General features: G+C 43.3%; 13 protein-coding genes. 9 read left to right on the top strand and 4 right to left on the bottom strand.

The window, feature by feature from the left end; genetic code table 11:
* Positions 1 to 421 precede the first annotated feature (421 nt).
* Positions 422 to 883, top strand: a complete 462-nt coding sequence (locus ACZ41C_RS12610) for a hypothetical protein (protein ID WP_464561896.1) — start codon at positions 422 to 424, stop codon at positions 881 to 883.
* 35 nt (positions 884 to 918) lie between these two features.
* Here ACZ41C_RS12610 and ACZ41C_RS12605 read toward each other — a convergent pair whose 3' ends face one another.
* The 3 genes from ACZ41C_RS12605 to ruvX form a co-directional block, all read right to left on the bottom strand.
* Entirely contained in the window at positions 919 to 1,350 is a 432-nt protein-coding gene (locus tag ACZ41C_RS12605) for a DUF5606 family protein (RefSeq protein WP_138257594.1), read from the bottom strand.
* Between the two features lie 64 nt (positions 1,351 to 1,414).
* Positions 1,415 to 2,005 carry a peptide deformylase gene (gene def, locus ACZ41C_RS12600; protein ID WP_464561893.1) on the bottom strand — a complete coding sequence of 197 codons (591 nt, stop codon included), beginning with the start codon at positions 2,003 to 2,005 and terminating at the stop codon, positions 1,415 to 1,417.
* On the bottom strand, positions 2,006 to 2,416 hold the full coding sequence (gene ruvX / locus ACZ41C_RS12595) for a Holliday junction resolvase RuvX (protein ID WP_154916760.1): 411 nt from the start codon (positions 2,414 to 2,416) through the stop codon (positions 2,006 to 2,008).
* A gap of 100 nt (positions 2,417 to 2,516) precedes the next feature.
* On the opposite strand from ruvX, the gene ACZ41C_RS12590 reads away from it, so the two are divergent.
* Complete coding sequence (locus tag ACZ41C_RS12590) at positions 2,517 to 3,332, top strand: 2,3,4,5-tetrahydropyridine-2,6-dicarboxylate N-succinyltransferase (RefSeq protein ID WP_138257591.1); 816 nt, start codon at positions 2,517 to 2,519, stop codon at positions 3,330 to 3,332.
* 282 nt (positions 3,333 to 3,614) lie between these two features.
* Entirely contained in the window at positions 3,615 to 4,409 is a 795-nt protein-coding gene (locus ACZ41C_RS12585; RefSeq protein ID WP_154916762.1) for a glycosyltransferase family 2 protein, read from the top strand.
* Here the strand turns inward: ACZ41C_RS12585 and ACZ41C_RS12580 are convergent.
* On the bottom strand, positions 4,391 to 5,221 hold the full coding sequence (locus ACZ41C_RS12580) for a glycosyltransferase family 2 protein (protein ID WP_154916764.1): 831 nt from the start codon (positions 5,219 to 5,221) through the stop codon (positions 4,391 to 4,393). The two genes, ACZ41C_RS12585 and ACZ41C_RS12580, sit on opposite strands and share 19 nt — an antisense overlap.
* A 57-nt stretch (positions 5,222 to 5,278) precedes the next feature.
* Here ACZ41C_RS12580 and ACZ41C_RS12575 point away from each other — a divergent pair, with 57 nt between their 5' ends.
* The 6 genes from ACZ41C_RS12575 to ACZ41C_RS12550 all read left to right on the top strand — a co-directional run bounded on the left by ACZ41C_RS12575 (position 5,279) and on the right by ACZ41C_RS12550 (position 16,696).
* Positions 5,279 to 6,361 (top strand): glycosyltransferase family protein, encoded by a 1,083-nt coding sequence (locus ACZ41C_RS12575; RefSeq protein WP_464561888.1) that lies wholly within the window; start codon positions 5,279 to 5,281, stop codon positions 6,359 to 6,361.
* 3 nt (positions 6,362 to 6,364) lie between these two features.
* Positions 6,365 to 6,928, top strand: coding sequence for an L-threonylcarbamoyladenylate synthase (locus tag ACZ41C_RS12570; RefSeq protein WP_464561885.1), 564 nt, complete (start codon positions 6,365 to 6,367; stop codon positions 6,926 to 6,928).
* 16 nt (positions 6,929 to 6,944) lie between these two features.
* Positions 6,945 to 8,360 (top strand): CCA tRNA nucleotidyltransferase, encoded by a 1,416-nt coding sequence (locus ACZ41C_RS12565; RefSeq protein ID WP_138257586.1) that lies wholly within the window; start codon positions 6,945 to 6,947, stop codon positions 8,358 to 8,360.
* A gap of 209 nt (positions 8,361 to 8,569) precedes the next feature.
* Positions 8,570 to 13,825 carry a T9SS type B sorting domain-containing protein gene (locus ACZ41C_RS12560; protein WP_464561883.1) on the top strand — a complete coding sequence of 1,752 codons (5,256 nt, stop codon included), beginning with the start codon at positions 8,570 to 8,572 and terminating at the stop codon, positions 13,823 to 13,825.
* A gap of 2 nt (positions 13,826 to 13,827) precedes the next feature.
* Positions 13,828 to 14,775 carry a PorP/SprF family type IX secretion system membrane protein gene (locus ACZ41C_RS12555; protein ID WP_464561881.1) on the top strand — a complete coding sequence of 316 codons (948 nt, stop codon included), beginning with the start codon at positions 13,828 to 13,830 and terminating at the stop codon, positions 14,773 to 14,775.
* Positions 14,776 to 14,785: 10 nt separating this feature from the next.
* Positions 14,786 to 16,696, top strand: coding sequence for an OmpA family protein (locus tag ACZ41C_RS12550; protein ID WP_464561879.1), 1,911 nt, complete (start codon positions 14,786 to 14,788; stop codon positions 16,694 to 16,696).
* Positions 16,697 to 16,712 lie beyond the last annotated feature (16 nt).

Raw genomic sequence — 16,712 nt, 5'->3', positions numbered from 1 at the left:
TTCCGCTATCGCGTAACTCCCCTCCCTGACCAGGGAGGGGAGCTTTTTTTTAGGCAATTGAGATAATCGCACCCAACTCTACAAATGGCGAATTAAAAACCTAAAGATGAATGAGTGGTTCCCTTTCCAAAAGAATACATCGAGAAAGCTCGGGATGGAACCTGTTCCGTGAAGCGGAACGGCCGAGTTTCGAGATGGGTTTTACGAAGTAAAAATTCCTACTGGAAAGTCTTCTTTCTTTTGCTTCGTTTTCTTTGAAGAACCAAAGAAAATGAAGGTGGCAACAACTGCCATAAACCCGACCCTTCCCGTTCCGCTATCGCGGAACACCCTTCCCTACCTCGGGAGGGGAGCTTTTTTGGGTTTTAATTGTAGCAGTTAACTTAAATGCATTTTAAGGAGTAAACCGGCCTATTTTGGGATGCATAGTAAATCCGGAAGGCCTTGGAATTGGCCAAAAGGAAATCGCCCAAATAGTATTCCGATGCAATCGGAAACGGCCTGGGCGCTGCGGGCCAAGGACTTCTTGGATTTCAAGTATCCTAAAATCAGCCTAGCCTTTTTGGATACTTTTTCGGCGATGGAAAAAGTATCGGAAAGAAAACCCCGGCCCTCCCCGTTCCGCTGCTCGGTATCCCTTTGGGCAATCTTTACTACATTGGATACTTCGCTTTGCTCAATAAGACAAATGGGTGTCCGTTGTCATTCTGATGACGAGCGTAGCGAGGAGGAAGAATCTGTTTACTGCCTCACCATCCCCGTTCCGCTGTCGCGGAACACCCTTCCCTACCCGGGGAGGAGAGCTTTTTTCGCCCCACGACCAAAATTCTATGAAGATTCTAAAGCATTCTTCGATTTCGTATTCCATAAAAAAAGACCCTGAATGAGGGCCTTTTATAAAATTAGATCTCTAACAATCTACTCTTTTTTCTCTTTTTTCTCAGTGTCCTTAGTTTCTTCCTTAGAGAAATCGGCCAAATCATTTTCTACCAAAAGGTTGTACCACTGAATGATTTTCTTGATATCGCTGGTATACACCCTATCCTCATCGTAATTGGGCAATATCTCAAAAAAGTACTCCTCCAATTTTATCTTTTCGTCCTTGTGGCTTACCGATGTTTTTTCACCATTTTCCTTCTCCTGAATCTTTAAGAAAACATCCCGCAATGGTAATTCCTCGTCCAAAGTATATATGGCTATTTCAGAAAGTACACTGACGTTGCTTCGCAAACCTACACTGATCTTCTTACCGTCCAATAGAGACTCCGCCACAAAACCCGTCCGTGTCTGTGTTATCAATTTATACAATCCAGGTTTACCGGCAACCGACAAAATTTTCTCCAAACCCATAGGCACTATTTTTTATTTTTTTTGAGTGGGCAAAGATGCCACTTTTCTTATGAATTAAATCCCTTTACCTTCCTTTTTTTACATTGGGAAAGCGCATCCTGTAATCCACGCTTATTTTCCCTTTGGATATATTGGCCAGCCTTCCCTTTAGCAATCGCTTTTTTAAGGAGGAAAGTTTATCCGTAAACAGAATCCCTTCAATGTGGTCATACTCATGCTGAATGACCCTGGCCAATAGTCCGTCGTAGGTTTCCTCGTGTTCCTTGAAATTTTCATCTAAATACGTAATCCGTATCCGCTCCTTTCTATTAACGTCTTCGCGAACATCCGGAATACTTAGACAGCCTTCGTTAAAAGGCCAATCGGCACCTGTCTCTTCCTCAATTTGGGCGTTTATAAATACCTTTTTGAAACCGTTCAGCTGCTTTTGCTCTTCGGGAGAAAGGTCCTCATCGTCCGAAAAAGGTGTAGTATCCACCACGAACAATCGAATGGGCAATCCTATCTGGGGTGCGGCCAACCCAACGCCACTGGCATTGTACATGGTTTCCCACATATTGGAAATAAGCTCGGATAGTTTTGGGTAGTCCTTATCAATATCTTCCCCTACCTTTCTCAAGACCGGGTCGCCATAGGCTACAATTGGTAATATCATTTAGATTCTCTTTAAATAATCCTGTAAAATGAGCGTTGCACTAATTTCATCGATCAGTTCCTTGTTCCTTCGCTGCTTTTTTTTCAACCCACTATCCAACATACTCTGGAATGCCATTTTAGAGGTAAACCGCTCATCCTGACGTTCGATTTTTATATCGGGAAAGGCTTCGGACAGCTTTGTCAAAAACGGTTTTATAAATACTTCGGATTCCGATGGCTGGTTGTTCATTTGTTTGGGTTCCCCAACGACAAGTACATCGACCGACTCCTCCTTAAAATAGTGGGTCAAAAATGGAATGATTTCATCCGTAGGTATCGTTGTCAGTCCCGATGCAATGATGCGAAACTCGTCCGTTACCGCAATGCCCGTTCTCTTTTGACCATAGTCCAACGCAAGAATTCTTCCCACTTTAAATTTTTGGCAAAAATAAAGGATAATTTGTTATATGAAGATAGACCGATAGGGAATTCCTAGGCTTCCGCTTATATTTGACAAAATTTTAATACAGATGACAGAATTACGGGATACCATAGAAAAAGCATGGGAAAACAGGGACCTTTTAAAAGAAACGGATACCCAAAACGCCATTAGAGAGGTCATTGACCTTATTGATGCGGGAAAATTACGTTGCGCAGAACCTAACGGGGACGATTGGCAAATCAATGAGTGGGTAAAAAAGGCTGTGGTACTTTATTTCCCTATCCAAAAAATGGAGACTTTAGAAGCGGGTATTTTTGAATATCATGATAAAATGCCTTTGAAAAAAGGCTATAAGGAAAAAGGTATCAGGGTTGTGCCCAATGCCGTGGCTAGACATGGTGCCTACATTTCCCCAGGGACTATCCTAATGCCCAGTTATGTAAATATTGGCGCATACGTGGATGAAGGAACCATGGTTGATACCTGGGCGACGGTAGGTAGCTGTGCTCAAATAGGAAAGAACGTTCACCTAAGTGGAGGCGTAGGAATTGGAGGAGTTTTGGAACCCTTGCAGGCATCCCCGGTCATTATAGAGGACAATGCTTTTATTGGATCTCGATGTATCGTAGTTGAAGGCGTTCGAGTAGGTAAAGAAGCCGTTTTGGGTGCTAATGTGGTGCTTACGGCCTCCACAAAGATAATCGATGTTACGGGAGACGAGCCTGTCGAGAACAAAGGATTTGTGCCGCCCCGGTCGGTTGTAATTCCAGGTAGCTATACCAAAAAATTCGCGGCGGGCGAATATCAGGTGCCTTGCGCCTTGATCATTGGCAAACGTAAGGAAAGTACCAACAAAAAAACTTCCTTGAACGAAGCGCTTAGAGAGTATGATGTAGCCGTATAAAGAAATCTGTAAAAAATTTCAAGGGCCGATGTTTTCGATTTTTATACTATTGAAAATATCGGCCTAATATTTTTAAGGGGCATTGAAATTTAAGTGATGTTTTAAGTGAAATCCATTTAAATAAACTTCGAAACGCAACCCTAAACGGGTTTTAACATCTCCTTAAAAACATGGGTCTTTAAAGCAATTTGTAAGAAATCTACCAAGGATTACAATTTTTGCCTTTTTTTTTTGTTATACCTTTGTTAGCCCAATGCTATCGACCCTACTTATTCGAAAAATATGATGAGTAATAGAGAAAAAATTACGGCCCTGATAATCACCTACAATGAGATTGGATACATTGAAAAGTGTTTAGAGTCCGTTTCCTTTGTTGACGAAATCATTGTGGTGGATTCCTTTAGTACGGATGGCACCTATGAATATCTTTTAAAGCATCACAAGGTAAAAGTCATTCAAAATCCATTTGAAAATTTTACCGCCCAAAAGTCCTTCGCGCTCAAGCAGGCGACCCATGATTGGGTGCTATTTTTGGATGCCGATGAAATTGTGCCTACACCCTTGAAAAATGAAATTTTGGAAACGGTTTCCAAACAAACTGAAATCGTGGCGTATTGGTTCTTCAGACAGTTCATGTTCCAAAACGAGAAATTAAGGTTCAGCGGATGGCAAACTGACAAGAATTACCGACTCTTTAGAAAAAGCAAAGCTAAATTTTCGGATAGGAGAATCGTCCATGAGACGTTGGATGTGGAAGGTACTTCTGGTATTCTAAATGAAAAACTTACCCATTATTGCTATAAAAACTACGAGGACTACAAGTCCAAAATGTTAAATTATGGTAGATTAAAGGCAATTGAATGTTTCTACCGCGAACGAAAATTCAATTATGCCGCGATGTACCTAAAAACTGGTTGGAAGTTCTTTAACCATTATGTTCTAAGACTTGGGTTTTTGGACGGCAAAAAAGGTTATGTAATCTGCTATTTGAACGCACTTGGCGTCTTGGAAAGATTCAGGGAACTAAAGCGTCTGGAACAAAAAAACGAGTTGGCCTACTATTTGGTAATGCCGTAAAAGGTCCAAACCCTCTTTTCTTTTTTTGTCTTTTTTCTAATCCCCTGGTTTTTTGCAATGGATTCCGGAGTTTTGTATCCTCTTTTGTGATCTAAATGCACACAAACGGCACTGTATCGCAATTGCTTAGATTTGATCCCGAAATTGAAAAGGCGTTCACCCAGCTCCCTATCCTGACCGCCGTACTGCATTCGCTCATCAAAACCGTTCACGTTCAAAATATCCTGTTTCCACCCCGATGAATTATGGCCGTTCCAACTGGCGTTCGTTGGTGTGACCCAATTCAATACCTTTGAAATAAGGCCGCTGGCCGTTAACTTGTTGTTCTTAAATGTTTTGGGGATGCCCTTTTCCTTGAGCCAATGGATATCAAAACAACGTTGCTGTTCGATATCTTCAAGGCTTATCAATTTGGAAATATTCATCGGCAACATGTAATATCCACCAGAAATAAAATAACCAGGTTCCTTATTGATGTAATGCACATGCACAAAATCCTCCCGGGGAATACAATCGCCATCGGTCATAATAATATAATCCGTCCGGCACGCAACGACCGCTTTGTTTAGGATTCTTGACTTTTGAAACCCATCGTCCTCCTGCCATACATGCACGATTGGGTAAAATACCTCCTTCGACATTTGGTCCAACAACTCCTTGGTCGCGGGTTTGGACCCATCGTCGGCAATGACCACTTCAAAATTCTTGAACGTCTGCTGGTTGAAACCCCAAAGAACCTTCTTGAGCCACTCCTCCGCATTGTAGGTGCTCACAATTACACTTATTTTTAGGTCCTCTGGTGTATTGGTCATAGTTTGGCAAAAATATAAAAGTCTTCCAGTATCTTTGAAAATTAATAGAAGATAAACATGCTCAAAAAGAAAATAGCCCTTATAGAGCTAACCACGTACCATGAAGAATGTTTATACAGTCAAATCCGATTTCTAAAGGACGCCAATTACGATGTTCATTTAATAATACATCCAAAGATCCATAAAAACATAGTTCATTATGGTATAGAAACGAGCAAAACTAGATTTCTAGACCCACGGAGCTCCTCTTTTTTTATAAAAAGAATTTACAATTGGTTTACAACCTACCAATATATTGTTAGAAATGGATTTGATGTGGTAATTTTCAATACGGCCAGTAGTAATAAGGAAACGATTGCACTTACCAGGCTGTTGCCAAAAAGAATCAAATGCTTTGGGAGTATCCATAATTTAAAAAAACTGAACGGCAGTTTTTCACAAAAAATCATTAGTAAACGGATTCAGAACTACTATGTCCTGAACGATTTTTTGGTGGATTCTACAGTAATTAATGATAGGAACATTCGGCTTTTTCCTTACTATCCCATTTATTTCCCGAAATTCCCAAGTTCGAAAATAATGGATAAAAAGAATGATGTTTGGATTTGTATCCCTGGGGAGGTCAACTATAAAAGAAGAAACTATAAGATAGTACTGGAAGCATTGTCCAGATTGGAATTGGAGAATACCAACCTCAAGATTATTATTTTGGGAAAAATGAATCCAAAAAATCCGGATGTTGCCCTGTTCTCTTCACAAGTCCAAGAGCTGAATTTAACCCCTTTCCTAATCACTTTCGATCACTTTATAGAAAATGAAATATTTCACGAGTATATAAAAACTTCTGATTTCATTATGGCACCGGTTTCCAATACGGAACAGAATTATTTGAAATACAAGATAACAGGAGCCTATAATTTGGCATTTGCCTATAAAAAACCTTTAATCACACCCCAAGAAATGAGCGTAATGCCCGATTTATACGAAAACTCATATTTCTACGAGGATTCTGAAAGCCTTGCGCAACTCTTCAACAGTATTTCAAACAACAGCTTGGAAACAAAGAAATTATATACCCATAAGAAGTGGAATTACCCATTTCAATTAAAAAAGTATTTGAAATTAATTGAACCGATCTAAAGAATGGATTTCACCAACGAATTAAACAAAGCCCTTAAAGTACTACAAAATGGCGGCCTTGTCCTCTACCCTACCGATACCGTCTGGGGGATTGGTTGCGACGCGACCAATACGGCCGCTGTAGAAAAAGTACTTACATTGAAAGGGTTAGATTACAAAGGCCTCGTATGTCTTGTTGCTAGCGATGCTATGCTGGAACGGCATGTGGAAAAGGTTCCGGATTTGACATACGACATTATGGACTTGGCCACCAAACCTACCACCCTTGTTTATGATAGACCGAAAGGCTTCGCCTCAAATGTAATTGCCCAGGACAATTCGGTCGCCATTAGGGTCGCTTCCGATAAATTTTGCAAATACCTCATTGGAAAGTTCAAAAAACCCATTGTTTCCACCAGTGCAAATCTTCAAGACCAACCAATTGCTTTAAATTTCAAAGAAATTGACAAGGCCATTTTAACAGGTGTGGACTATGTGGTAAATTTGAAGCCTGAAAATCAGTATGCGGGTCCATCCTCCATAATTAAAATGGGTATCGATGGCCGCGTGAAAGTGATTAGGGAATAATGCCGAAGAATATCCAATGGACTATAAAAAGGCCATAAGCCAACCCATTTTTGAAATTATTGGTCGCACTGCAGACGAACTCAAGCTGGACACCTATGTCATTGGCGGATTTGTTAGGGATTACCTCTTAAAGAGAAAAATTCCAAAAGACATCGATGTTGTCGCCGTTGGAAGCGGTATCGAACTGGCTACACAATTGGCATCAAAACTTCCGAAAAAGCCCCAAGTTTCCGTTTTTAAAAATTTTGGTACCGCCATGGTCAAACATGATGAACTGGAGCTTGAATTCGTAGGTGCCAGAAAGGAAAGTTACCATAGGGATAGTAGAAAACCGGTCGTTGAGGACGGTACATTGGAAGAAGATCAAAAGCGAAGGGATTTCACCATCAATGCCTTGGCCATATCATTGAACAAAAAGGATTTTGGCACCCTTTTAGACCCCTTCAATGGATTGGAGGATTTGGAAAACAAACTGATACGGACTCCACTAGATCCAGATATCACCTATTCCGATGATCCCTTGAGAATGATGCGGGCAATCCGATTTGCAACCCAATTGGAATTCAGGATTGAAGCCTCATCCTTGGATGCCATTACACGCAACAAAGAACGCATCAAGATTATTTCCAAAGAACGTATTGTAGAGGAGCTTCACAAAATTATGCTCTGCCCAACCCCGTCCAAAGGATTCTCCTTATTGCATAAAACGGGCCTATTGGACATCATCATGCCAGAATTGACCGCTCTGCAGGGAATAGAGGAAATAGAAGGACAACGGCACAAGGATAATTTTTGGCACACACTGGAAGTAGTGGATAATATTTCCACGGAGACTGATGACCTTTGGCTGCGTTGGGCTGCACTACTCCATGATATTGGGAAGGCACCTACGAAACGTTTCCATAAGAAAATTGGCTGGACCTTCCATGGCCATGAATTTGTAGGCTCCAAAATGGTGTACAAACTTTTTAAACGATTGCGCATGCCACTGAACGACAAAATGAAATTCGTTCAAAAAATGGTCATGATGAGTTCACGCCCCATTATTTTAGCAGAGGAACATGTGACTGATTCCGCGGTAAGAAGATTGGTTTTCGACGCCGGTAACAACGTTGAGGATTTGATGACCTTATGCGAAGCGGACATTACAACAAAAAACCCAAAAAAACAGCGGAGGTATAAGAACAATTTTAAACTTGTCCGCCAAAAGATCAAGGAAGTAGAAGAACGGGATAGGATTCGAAACTTTCAACCTCCGGTTTCGGGAGAGGAGATTATGGACACCTTTAACCTAAAACCTTCAAAAGAAATTGGTATAATAAAGGAAGCCATTAAGGAGGCTATCCTGGAGGGTGAAATCCCAAATGAGCATGATGCAGCCAAGAATTTTATGATAAAAAAAGGTATATCACTGGGCTTATGTCCTAAATAGGGAAAAATATTCCCAACTACCAAGGTAGATAATTTTAAAAACTTCAAATCTGTTACCAACAGATAAACCAAGGTTTACCTTTCCTTTTACTGTCTTTACAACATTAAATTTTTAATGAATTTGTGTCAAGTTACTTTTATCTATCAATATAGTGCCACAAATCCACGAAAACCACGTTGGAAAGGTGGATTAATTAGGATTATAAAGTAATGGCTAAACCAATTAAAGACCAATTGACCAAAAGAAGTCTTGGTAAGCGGTTTTTTTCACTAATATTAGTATTGGTAAGCTGCTGTCTTTACTCCCAACAGACTACTACTTGGACCCCTATTAATTTAAACACTTGGGAATCCCTAAGCTCTGACGGTCTTGTCCGTGTAGAATGCAGGGTAACCGGGAGTGTAATTATATCTGGCAATGAAACAATGGGATGTACTTCGGACAACACCTATAACGATCCTACACCAGATATTTTTGGTAGTCCATCCTTAGAAATCTCTGTTGGCTCTTTATTGACCGGTACTTTGGAGTTTCATTTTTTTGATGCAACCACGGGAAATCCGGTTTACCTTACCAATCCCTTTGTAAATGTCGATAAGGTAGGTACCTATGGTATTTTACCATTTCCGCTATTGAACGGGACAAATACCGGAGTTTTTACCTTAACCAATGAAACTTGGACCAATATTAGTAGTAATGGCCCCATTTTTCAAGCCACCGACACACAATTTCAAATTGATGCGGCTGCTCTACTCAGCTCCAATGGTGGCGAGTGTGGAAATGGTGTGGACCAAGGTACCGGTGGAGGGACAATGCGTATGGATACTCCGGTTCAATCCATTGAAATGGGCGTATCGGTTTCCGGAAGCCTTATCAGCTTTAACGAAAACGTAGAATTTGTTCTATCCAATCTGATAATTGCCGAACCTTCCATTGAAGTAACAAAAGCTGTAACCGAAAATTATAGCACGCCCATTTCCATAGGCGATGAGGTCAATTACACCATTCAAGTAGAGAACACGGGGAATGTGGAAATCATAAATATCGAACTTACCGATACTTTTACGGATGCTAATGGAAATCCGTTGACGTTAACCAGCACCCCATCTTTTATATCTGCAACTATGGGTTCTGGGGAAGGAACTTTAAAAGAAAATGAAATAGCCACCTACGCTGCCGGATATACTTTTGATGGAAATGCAATTGATGCCGGAGGAGTTATAAATCAGGTTACGGCAATGGGCGACAGTCCATATGGGCCCAATGACACTTTTGATACATCCGATGACGGCAATGATTCGGATGGAAACTTATTGGATGACCTTACGGAAAGTTTCTTTCCAGTACCTCAAGACGATATGGCCACAGTTGAAGAAGATGATTCCTTGGATATTTTAGTAATAACCAATGATGATTTTGGTGGAAATGGTCCCAATACGGGTAGCATTATTTTGATAAGCACGCCAACAAACGGGACAATTATATTGAATAATGATAGCACACCGAACAATCCTGTGGATGACTATTTTACTTATACTCCCAACATAGATTATTCTGGTTCTGATTCCTTTGTTTACGGAATTTTGGACTCTAAAGGACACACACAATATGCAACTGTGACGATTACCATATTTGCTTGTCCGGATGCAGGGACCGACGGTACCCTGAACATCTGCCAAGGGGACACTTTCGACAACGACGACCTCTTCGCACAGCTAGGCGGTTCGCCCGATGCCGGGGGGACATGGACCGACAACGGTGACGGGACACACACCTACACGGTACTTGCAACTTTACCCTGTACCACCGATGATTCGAGTACCGTGACCGTAACGCAACAGGCACGGCCGAACGCAGGGACCGACGGTACCCTGAACATCTGCCAAGGGGACACTTTCGACAACGACGACCTCTTCGCACAGCTAGGCGGTTCGCCCGATGCCGGGGGGACATGGACCGACAACGGCGACGGGACACACACCTACACGGTACTTGCAACTTTACCCTGTACGACCGATGATTCGAGTACCGTGACCGTAACGCAACAGGCACGGCCGGATGCAGGGACCGACGGTACCCTGAACATCTGCCAAGGGGACACTTTCGACAACGACGACCTCTTCGCACAGCTAGGCGGTTCGCCCGATGCCGGGGGGACATGGACCGACAACGGTGACGGGACACACACCTACACTGTACTTGCAACTTTACCCTGTACGACCGATGATTCGAGTACCGTGACCGTAACGCAACAGGCACGGCCGGATGCAGGGACCGACGGTACCCTGAACATCTGCCAAGGGGACACTTTCGACAACGACGACCTCTTCGCACAGCTAGGCGGTTCGCCCGATGCCGGGGGGACATGGACCGACAACGGTGACGGGACACACACCTACACGGTACTTGCAACTTTACCCTGTACCACCGATGATTCGAGTACCGTGACCGTAACGCAACAGGCACGGCCGGATGCAGGGACCGACGGTACCCTGAACATCTGCCAAGGGGACACTTTCGACAACGACGACCTCTTCGCACAGCTAGGCGGTTCGCCCGATGCCGGGGGGACATGGACCGACAACGGCGACGGGACACACACCTACACGGTACTTGCAACTTTACCCTGTACGACCGATGATTCGAGTACCGTGACCGTAACGCAACAGGCACGGCCGGATGCAGGGACCGACGGTACCCTGAACATCTGCCAGGGGGACACTTTCGACAACGACGACCTCTTCGCACAGCTAGGCGGTTCGCCCGATGCCGGGGGGACATGGACCGACAACGGTGACGGGACACACACCTACACGGTACTTGCAACTTTACCCTGTACCACCGATGATTCGAGTACCGTGACCGTAACGCAACAGGCACGGCCGGATGCAGGGACCGACGGTACCCTGAACATCTGCCAGGGGGACACTTTCGACAACGACGACCTCTTCGCACAGCTAGGCGGTTCGCCCGATGCCGGGGGGACATGGACCGACAACGGTGACGGGACACACACCTACACGGTACTTGCAACTTTACCCTGTACCACCGATGATTCGAGTACCGTGACCGTAACGCAACAGGCACGGCCGGATGCAGGGACCGACGGTACCCTGAACATCTGCCAAGGGGACACTTTCGACAACGACGACCTCTTCGCACAGCTAGGCGGTTCGCCCGATGCCGGGGGGACATGGACCGACAACGGTGACGGGACACACACCTACACGGTACTTGCAACTTTACCCTGTACCACCGATGATTCGAGTACCGTGACCGTAACGCAACAGGCACGGCCGGATGCAGGGACCGACGGTACCCTGAACATCTGCCAAGGGGACACTTTCGACAACGACGACCTCTTCGCACAGCTAGGCGGTTCGCCCGATGCCGGGGGGACATGGACCGACAACGGCGACGGGACACACACCTACACGGTACTTGCAACTTTACCCTGTACCACCGATGATTCGAGTACCGTGACCGTAACGCAACAGGCACGGCCGGATGCAGGGACCGACGGTACCCTGAACATCTGCCAGGGGGACACTTTCGACAACGACGACCTCTTCGCACAGCTAGGCGGTTCGCCCGATGCCGGGGGGACATGGACCGACAACGGTGACGGGACACACACCTACACGGTACTTGCAACTTTACCCTGTACCACCGATGATTCGAGTACCGTGACCGTAACGCAACAGGCACGGCCGGATGCAGGGACCGACGGTACCCTGAACATCTGCCAGGGGGACACTTTCGACAACGACGACCTCTTCGCACAGCTAGGCGGTTCGCCCGATGCCGGGGGGACATGGACCGACAACGGTGACGGGACACACACCTACACGGTACTTGCAACTTTACCCTGTACCACCGATGATTCGAGTACCGTGACCGTAACGCAACAGGCACGGCCGGATGCAGGGACCGACGGTACCCTGAACATCTGCCAAGGGGACACTTTCGACAACGACGACCTCTTCGCACAGCTAGGAGGTTCGCCCGATGCCGGGGGGACATGGACCGACAACGGCGACGGGACACACACCTACACGGTACTTGCAACTTTACCCTGTACCACCGATGATTCGAGTACCGTGACCGTAACGCAACAGGCACGGCCGAATGCAGGGACCGACGGTACCCTGAACATCTGCCAAGGGGACACTTTCGACAACGACGACCTCTTCGCACAGCTAGGCGGTTCGCCCGATGCCGGGGGGACATGGACCGACAACGGCGACGGGACACACACCTACACGGTACTTGCAACTTTACCCTGTACGACCGATGATTCGAGTACCGTAATTGTATCAATAAATCAGACAGATTCAAATAATAATGGTATTGCAGACTGTACCGAAACTATTCCAGTTCAGCTAATCATCGATATTGACTCCATCACTGCTGACAATATTATAAATGAACAGGAGTCTCTTGAAACCATAACTATTACCGGTAACGTATCCGGCGATTTTAACGAAGGAGATATTGTAACGTTATCCATTAATAACACAAACTATACGGGAGCAGTAGACTCCAATGGAAATTTTAATATTTCTGTATCCGGAAGTGATTTGGTGTCGGACATTGATACTAGTATCCTAGGAACAATCACTACTATAAACAATAATGGAAATACGGGTTCTGCATCCGTACAACATCCATATACCATAGATACGGGGGTACCTTTGGTGGAGAGTTTTACTACGAGGGACAGTTTCCCAATTTTACTAGGTTCCGGAAGCTCGAATGAAATTATTACCATTACCGTTACCATAGACAATATCGCAACTCCTATTATTTATGTCATCAATACGGATATCAATGGTATTTGGGCGATAGATACATCAACCGAAGTTCCGCATAACGGGAGCTTTCCTACTATTGATGCTGAAGCAATATTGAGCATAACCGCAACGGATATTGCGGGGAACACAGGAATTGGAGAGGTTATTATCATATTTGAGAACGTACCATTAACTGCGGATAGTGATAATGATGGCCTGCCGGATGATGAGGAAGTACGAATAGGTACGGACCCTAGTAATCCAGATACCGATGGTGACGGGGTGGTGGACGGACAAGAAGTATCTGATGGAACCGACCCATTGGACCCTTGCGATTCTGTCGGAGGAACACCCCCTACAGGTTCAACTTGTGAACTATATGTAGAACTTGATTTGGTTAAACCTGGAGACAACATCAATGGTAATTTTGAAATAATCAATATTGAAAGATTTCCAAACAACACGGTTAAAATTTACAATCGATGGGGCGTAAAAGTTTGGGAAACCCAAGGTTATGAAAATATTACCAATGCATTTAACGGTATATCTAATGGCAGAACTACCATTATGCAAAACGAGGAACTTCCATCCGGTGTCTACTATTATGACATTCAATATGAAGCACAAGGAGAACAGAAATTGTTAACAGGATATCTCTATGTAATCAGATAGGTATGAGCAGTAATAAAAGAAATATCCTTTTTTATTTTACCCTTTATATGGCGGTACAGTTAGGTTTTAGCCAACAAGATGCACAGTATACCCAATATATGTACAACACACTTTCGGTTAATCCAGCTTATGCAGGTTCCCGAGATATTCTGAGTATTGCGTTATTACATAGGTCCCAATGGTTAGGAAGGGACGGAGCGCCAAACACACAAACTTTAAACGTGCATGGACCTACCTCTGACCGAGTTGGTCTGGGATTGTCAATCGTACATGACGAAATTGGCAACAATACCACCCAGAACACTTATGTTGATGCTGCATTTTCCTACACTATAAACACCTCTGAATCCGATAAAATATCCTTCGGACTAAAAGCAGGAGGTCATTTGTTAAACGTTGATTTTAATAATCTGAGAAATTACAGTGCCAGTGCCAACACAATTACGGATACTGAATTGTACCGAAAGTTTACCCCTAATATTGGCGCGGGAATCTATTTTCATAACAACAAATTCTATACGGGTCTATCTGTCCCGAACATTTTACAGACCAAACATTTTGAGAGCACAGGAGGAAATGACAATCTAGTTTCGGTGGACAGAATGACTTGGTATCTTATTTCTGGATATGTTTTTTATTTATCCGAGTCGTTAAAGTTCAAACCTGCCATTTTGTTGAAAGCTACCCCAGGTGCTCCGCTACAGGCGGATCTATCTGCCAATTTTTTAATGAACGACAAATTCACCCTTGGTGCGGCATACCGCTGGGATGCTGCTATAAGTGGACTATTCGGTTTTCAGATGACAAAGGAGCTCCTGTTGGGAATTGCCTATGACAGTGATATATCAGAATTGGGAGGAACCAAATTTAACAACGGCTCTTTTGAAGTGTTCTTGAGATATGAATTCATTAAAAAAGATAAAATCGATTTAACCCCTCGATTCTTTTAAAATACGAAGCATGAAACTCAATTTACATCACATAGGGATGATTTTATTACTGCTTCCGGTTTTCGCTACGTCACAAAAGAAAACCAAGACGGCCGAAGATAATTTTGACCATTATGGATATATGGTGAATATGTCCACCTTTGAAGAGTTGAGCAAGCAAGGGCTAACTGATGAGGAAATATGTAAGAACCTTGGAAATACGGCCTATTTAAATGCCAAATACGATGAGGCGACGTATTGGTTTTCAAAACTTTTTGAACTGAACGATAGTTCCATAGATGCAGACTATTTTTATCGTTATGCCCAAGCTTTAAAGTCGACCAAAAATTACCGCGAATCCGAAATTTGGATGAACAAGTTCAAAAAAGCCAATACGAACGATGTTAGGGCATTGAACCATAGTAAAGATGAGAATTATCTGAAAGAGTTGATGGCACCATCAACCGAGTTCACGGTCGAAAATTTAAGTTCCATCAATTCAAAGGAATCAGACTTTGCACCATCCTTTTATCAAAATCAGCTCATATTTTCAACCGCAAGGGACTTGGAAACAAGTAAAAGAACCTCAACCCCCTATTTGAACTTATATCAAGCTACAAAACCGAACGATGGAAAATATAGTACCGCCACTTCCTTTGATAAGGAACTAAAATCAATGGCCAATGAATCGTCCACAAGTTTTTCTAAAGATGGAAAAACGGTCTATTTCACTAGAAACAATTTCAAAAAAGGTGGTTTCAGTAGGGACAAAAAAGGAATAAGCAGGTTAAAAATTTACCGTGCAACATTAAACTCGGGTCTATGGGGGAATATTGAAGAACTGCCCTTTAATAGTGATTCGTATTCCGTAGCACATCCTTCAATGAACGAGGAGGGTACAAAATTATATTTCTCATCGGACATGCCTGGTTCTTTAGGCGCATCGGACATTTTTGTGGTAGACATACATCCCGACGGCTCTTTTGGAACCCCAGAAAACTTGGGCCCGAAAGTAAATACGGAGAGTAGAGAGTCTTTTCCCTTTATTTCCGAGTCCGGCATTTTATATTTTGCATCGGATGGTCATCAGGGGTTAGGTGGTCTTGACATCTTCTCTATCGATTTAAAAAAATATGATAATGTTACTAATCTCGGTAATCCCATAAATAGTCCCTATGATGACTTCTCGATGGTATTTGACGAGGAGCGGACCATCGGTTTTTTTGCTTCCAATCGGCCCGGTGGAATTGGACGAGATGACATTTATTACCTGAAGACCATAGACTGTATTGTCACTATTTCTGGGATAGCTATCGATAAGGATAGTGAAAAAGCGATTCCAAACGTAATAATGACCGCTTATGATGCATCTGGTGGTACCATTGGGGAAACCATAGCCAATAGAGAAGGTGAGTTTGAGATACAAATACCTTGTCAGGAAAACCAATATTCAGTTGTCGGAAATCTGGAAGGTTATGAAGAAGGATCACTTTTGCTTTTCACATCACCAAATGAGAAATATATCAAGAATGTCAAAGTTGAGATGGAGGAAAGCAGCAAAAAAGCCGTATTGGGTGCCGATCTTGTAAAGGTCTTAAAATTAGATCCTATTTATTTTGACCTCAACAGTTCCTATCTTCGGGAGGATGCTTTTGAAAACTTGGACAAGGTCGTTGCCTATATGCAGAAAAGACCGGAGGTAAAGGTTGAAATTGGATCTCATACCGATAGTAGAGAGGAAGACAATTACAATCTATGGTTATCGGACAGAAGGGCAAAAAGAACCGTCTCCTATATCATCTCAAGAGGAATTGACGAGAATAGAATTTCCGGTAGAGGGTATGGTGAAACACAATTAATAAACCGATGTGCCAACGGTATTATATGTTCTGATAAAGATCACCAATTAAATAGACGCTCCGAATTTATTATTGTAGATTAAATCCCTATTTTTCAAT

Source organism: Maribacter sp. C-4077 (assembly GCF_055378385.1).
This window is presented reverse-complemented; position numbering and strand designations above follow the sequence as displayed.

What these genes read in the sequence shown, in the direction of transcription:
- ACZ41C_RS12570 (WP_464561885.1), top strand. Translation starts at nt 6,365, where the DNA reads ATGGATTTCACCAACGAATTAAACAAAGCCCTTAAAGTACTACAAAAT.
- ACZ41C_RS12585 (WP_154916762.1), top strand. Translation starts at nt 3,615, where the DNA reads ATGATGAGTAATAGAGAAAAAATTACGGCCCTGATAATCACCTACAAT.
- ACZ41C_RS12605 (WP_138257594.1), bottom strand. Translation starts at nt 1,350, where the DNA reads ATGGGTTTGGAGAAAATTTTGTCGGTTGCCGGTAAACCTGGATTGTAT.
- def (WP_464561893.1), bottom strand. Translation starts at nt 2,005, where the DNA reads ATGATATTACCAATTGTAGCCTATGGCGACCCGGTCTTGAGAAAGGTA.
- ACZ41C_RS12590 (WP_138257591.1), top strand. Translation starts at nt 2,517, where the DNA reads ATGACAGAATTACGGGATACCATAGAAAAAGCATGGGAAAACAGGGAC.
- ACZ41C_RS12550 (WP_464561879.1), top strand. Translation starts at nt 14,786, where the DNA reads ATGAAACTCAATTTACATCACATAGGGATGATTTTATTACTGCTTCCG.
- ACZ41C_RS12580 (WP_154916764.1), bottom strand. Translation starts at nt 5,221, where the DNA reads ATGACCAATACACCAGAGGACCTAAAAATAAGTGTAATTGTGAGCACC.
- ACZ41C_RS12610 (WP_464561896.1), top strand. Translation starts at nt 422, where the DNA reads ATGCATAGTAAATCCGGAAGGCCTTGGAATTGGCCAAAAGGAAATCGC.
- ACZ41C_RS12575 (WP_464561888.1), top strand. Translation starts at nt 5,279, where the DNA reads ATGCTCAAAAAGAAAATAGCCCTTATAGAGCTAACCACGTACCATGAA.
- ACZ41C_RS12560 (WP_464561883.1), top strand. Translation starts at nt 8,570, where the DNA reads ATGGCTAAACCAATTAAAGACCAATTGACCAAAAGAAGTCTTGGTAAG.
- ACZ41C_RS12555 (WP_464561881.1), top strand. Translation starts at nt 13,828, where the DNA reads ATGAGCAGTAATAAAAGAAATATCCTTTTTTATTTTACCCTTTATATG.
- ACZ41C_RS12565 (WP_138257586.1), top strand. Translation starts at nt 6,945, where the DNA reads ATGGACTATAAAAAGGCCATAAGCCAACCCATTTTTGAAATTATTGGT.